At 31.9% G+C, this 4,178-nt stretch carries 4 protein-coding genes and 1 pseudogene; all 5 read right to left on the reverse strand.

Features of this window, described 5'->3' with window-relative positions; genetic code table 11:
* Positions 1 to 452: hypothetical protein (locus HPY79_12370; GenBank protein ID NSW46596.1), on the reverse strand; the 452-nt coding region annotated here is incomplete at its 3' end.
* Between the two features lie 149 nt (positions 453 to 601).
* Positions 602 to 1,348: a hypothetical protein gene (locus HPY79_12375; GenBank protein NSW46597.1), complete on the reverse strand. Its 747-nt coding sequence runs from the start codon at positions 1,346 to 1,348 to the stop codon at positions 602 to 604.
* A complete protein-coding gene (locus tag HPY79_12380; protein NSW46598.1) occupies positions 1,348 to 2,496 on the reverse strand; it encodes a hypothetical protein in 1,149 nt (382 codons plus the stop codon). The genes HPY79_12375 and HPY79_12380 overlap by 1 nt, the downstream gene beginning before the upstream one ends.
* A 125-nt stretch (positions 2,497 to 2,621) precedes the next feature.
* Positions 2,622 to 3,116, reverse strand: coding sequence for a hypothetical protein (locus HPY79_12385; GenBank protein NSW46599.1), 495 nt, complete (start codon positions 3,114 to 3,116; stop codon positions 2,622 to 2,624).
* 847 nt (positions 3,117 to 3,963) lie between these two features.
* A pseudogene (locus HPY79_12390) lies at positions 3,964 to 4,178 on the reverse strand (hypothetical protein).

Raw genomic sequence — 4,178 nt, forward strand, 5'->3', positions numbered from 1 at the left:
GTATTTGCCATTACAAAACTCCCTGATGCAATCATTGCACCACCAAAACCAGAAACGCCACCTACAATAGCACCACCCAAAATATAACCAAACATTTCTTCGCCTTTGGCTCCATGTGCTTTTCCTACCTTCCATCCGGTATAAGTGCCAAACGATGCTCCTATTAAAGCAGCTATTAATAATGGGTGGTTCCCTTCCGGATCAACATACTTCAGCGGATTATTAAGGCAATAGCTATATCGGTTATACGCTTGTGGGTTGTGGGGAGCGGGCACGTAGTTGTCGGGGCTAAGCATGCGGGCAAGGGCTGGGTCGTATAAACTAGTGTTTGACGAATAATAATGCTCTTTTATCGCCGTCTGCTGAAAAAACGGATAAATGGCTGTGTTATTGCAATTATAACCAACCACTTCGTTATAAGTTAGCGTGATATTTTTTGGCTGATGTTGCATCGATGGATTTGTGAGGGTAAAGGTATAAAAATATTTTTTTTAAAAAAAATTTTTATGTATTAATTGTTAGATTTAAGTTACAAATTTAAATAAAGTAACTATTCTAAATGATGTTAAATACAATTTTATAAATTAAAACATACTTCTCTTTACTTAACATATAATTTAATTTTATTACTTTTAATGTGTCCAATAAATATTTTTTCTTCTAACTCGTTTTTATAACACCTATTAATTTTTAAATTACTTAAAAATCTGGTATATAAAAATGGATATTCTATGTAATCAGGAATATATGAGTTTTTGTTTAGAATAAAATAATTTAATTCTAAATTGTAATTCCCCTTGTTTAAGGGATATTTATATAAAGCTTTTACTATTTCATTTTTTGTATAGATTAAAGGGTGTTTATACTCATTTATTAAAAATACTTTAACTTTTAACTTTTTATTTTCATGTGGATATAATATTAACAATTTTGAAAAATTATAATTTTTAAATAACTTCCTACAATGTTTATTCTCTATTAATTTTTGAACATAATTTAATTTTTTTAAATTTGAATTAATCAACTCTGGTTGAATTATATTATTTAATGAATCATAAAATAAAGCTCTCAAACCTGAACAAGTTGATATAACGTTTCTATCTTCAAAATTTAACGTATCAGAAAAAACTTTTGTACTTGTAATTTGTATTTTTTTATTAAAGAAAAGTAATATTTTAACACTATCAGAATTATTGACAATAGTTGTCCTCAATGTTATCTTTTTCTTTTTCGATTTTTCATCTAAAATAGAAATAATTTTAACAGAGTCACTTATCACAAATGAAATTTGTTGTGAATAATATTTTTCAACAATAAATATAAACAATATAATAAACAATATTTTCATTAATAATAAGGAAATGCTAATTTTATAAGAAAAATATGTTTATTTAACAAAGTATTGTATTGAGAATAAAATCCAGTACCGTTCATAATAAACTCATATTTATATGCATTGTATTCCTGAATAAAGTCTCCTAAATCTTCACCAAAGTTCAAATTATAATAATCATACCTACCAAAAATCATATCACTAGCATGTTTATTTTCATGGTAGAATGTTCCAATTATATCTTTTTCTGAAATTAAAGATTGATTATAATATAAATCATTAACAATTTTTTTAGAAAAATAAATTTTAGCAGAATATCTATTATATTTTAAACCGTTTATTGAAATTGTACCAATTTTTTTATCAGGTTCTGTTAGAGCTATTATATCATTATTCATTCTTTTTACTCCATATTTAATATGTTTATCATCTACACGAAGATACTTCAAATTATTTTGTTTTATTTCATCAGTTAAATAAGCATCAAAAAAATACTTATTTCTTACTGGCTGTTTACTCCCCGTCCAAGGATTTCTTCCTTGAGCTAATGCATCAGAATAACCCTTTATTCCACCCATGATACCACCTAAGATACCACCAGTTATAGCCACTATTTTAGCACCACTTATAAAGTCGCCATTAACGAGTGCTGAAGTTATACCACCAGAAATACCACCCATTATAGCACCAGATGTAGCACCCCATGCAACACCACCCAAAACACCGGTGACACCTATTTCTGAAGCAAGAGTCCCCAGACCTGCACCACCAAAACCAGAAACACCACCTACAATAGCACCACCCAAAATATAACCAAACATTTCTTCGCCTTTGGCTCCATGTGCTTTTCCTACCTTCCATCCGGTATAAGTGCTAAACGATGCTCCTATTAAAGCAGCTATTAATAATGGGTGGTTCCCTTCCGAGTCAACATACTTCAGTGGATTATTGAGGCAATAGCTATATCGGTTATACGCTTGTGGGTTGTATAGGCTAAAGTTTGAACAATAGTTAAGCTCTTTTATCGCCGTCTGCTGAAAAAACGGATAAATGGCTGTGCTATTGCAATTATAATCAACCACTTCGTTATAAGTTAGCGTAATATTTTTTTGCTGATGTAGCATAGATGGATTAGTGAGGGTAAAGGTAAAATTTTTTTTCAAAAATTACAATTGTTATAATTATTTTTCCCATGCTCACCAAAAAGAAGTTTAAAGATTTCTTTCAGAAAAATGTAGCTGCTTTATAAGCAAAAAGCCCGGAATAGCCGGGCTTTTTAATTATTCAGTTAAAGATAATCCTTAGGTTTTAATTTCGCCAATAGTAGTATTTCCTTACAAATTGCTAAAAACGGCTCTAAGTTCCGTTCTTTTGTATTGTTGGCGGGTTCAACTATATCTAAAATGATACATTCTTGCATCACTCTAATTGTAAGAGTAAATCCGGTAGGTTCATGACGTAAACTTGGGTTTTCAGGATTCATTCCGTTAATTAATTGTTCTATTGATAAATCAGAAAACATTCCTGTGACTTTATTAAACAATTCTATGCTGATATTATAAGAGATATCTGGATTACTCCTTTGAAACAACATTTCTTTAGTTAAAGGTTTCGTTCTAATTTCAACAATAGCAGTACTATCATCTTTAATAAACAAATCAATTCGTGTGTAATTAGGCTTTCTTTTGAGACCACTAATTTCAAGAGAGATTTCATTTAATCCATGCTGTGCAAAAGAGAATGAAGTTATATATATAAATAGTATTGAAATTAATATTTTCATGTGTAATTATTTTTTAATTTTTAAATTAAGGTCATATGGAATACGCCATTCGAATAAAGAGCAAGGCTTATTTGTGAGTGATAATTTCATTTTCGGTTGCTGTGAACTTATTCTCATGGCTATTTCATAATTAACGAATTAAAGACATAGACCACAATAAATTATATGGAGTAAAAACATGTGAAAAATTATAATTTAAAGTACCTTGAACACCATAATGTGTCCAATAATGAATCTGTCCTTCTCTGGTACCTAAATACATTGTCATTGGGTCAATTTTTCCTCTATTAGCAAAAAGTGTTAAAGCCTGCCTAGTAGTTACATCTGTACCTACTGGATCTTTTCCGACTGCAATAGCATCTTGGATGTTTGAAAAACGATCATAACCAAACTCCTGATGAGTATGATAATCAAATAATGCATTTTCATAATCACCAGGAACATTAGATGGTACAGTATTGTTTCTATCTCCTAGCGCATTTACATTAAAGCCACCTTCTGAATTAGGAATAAATTTTCCTTCTCGATTCCAAAACATTGACCGTTGGGTTAATCTCATCATTCTGGTATACTGATTATACTTTAATCCTGTACCTTTTATTCCAGAAGCATGGTAACTGTATGCAAGAGAAGCATGATATACACCCAATCCCATAACTCCACCTAATGCAGCCCCTTTTAAAATATCCTCATCCGAACCGCCACTCATCCATGTACCCAAACCACCTGCAGTTGCACCACCTGCAAAAGCTCCCCAACCACCTCCAATTGCAGCTCCACCTAATGTGTGCCAAAATTTATCCCAACCTTTGTAGCCCAAATTATCAGCCATCATATAACCGCCAAATCCGCCTATTACTGCTCCAATTATGTATTGTATAAATTCGCCATCTGGGTCAACATACTTCAGCGGATTATTAAGGCAATAGCTATATCGGTTATACGCTTGTGGGTTGTGGGGAGCGGGCACGTAGTTGTCGGGGCTGAGCATGCGGGCAAGGGCTGGGTCGTACAGACTAGTGTTTAACGAATAGTAAAGGTCTTTTACCGTCGGTGGCTGAA

The organism is Bacteroidales bacterium (assembly GCA_013314715.1).
Lineage (GTDB): Bacteria > Bacteroidota > Bacteroidia > Bacteroidales > GWA2-32-17 > Ch61.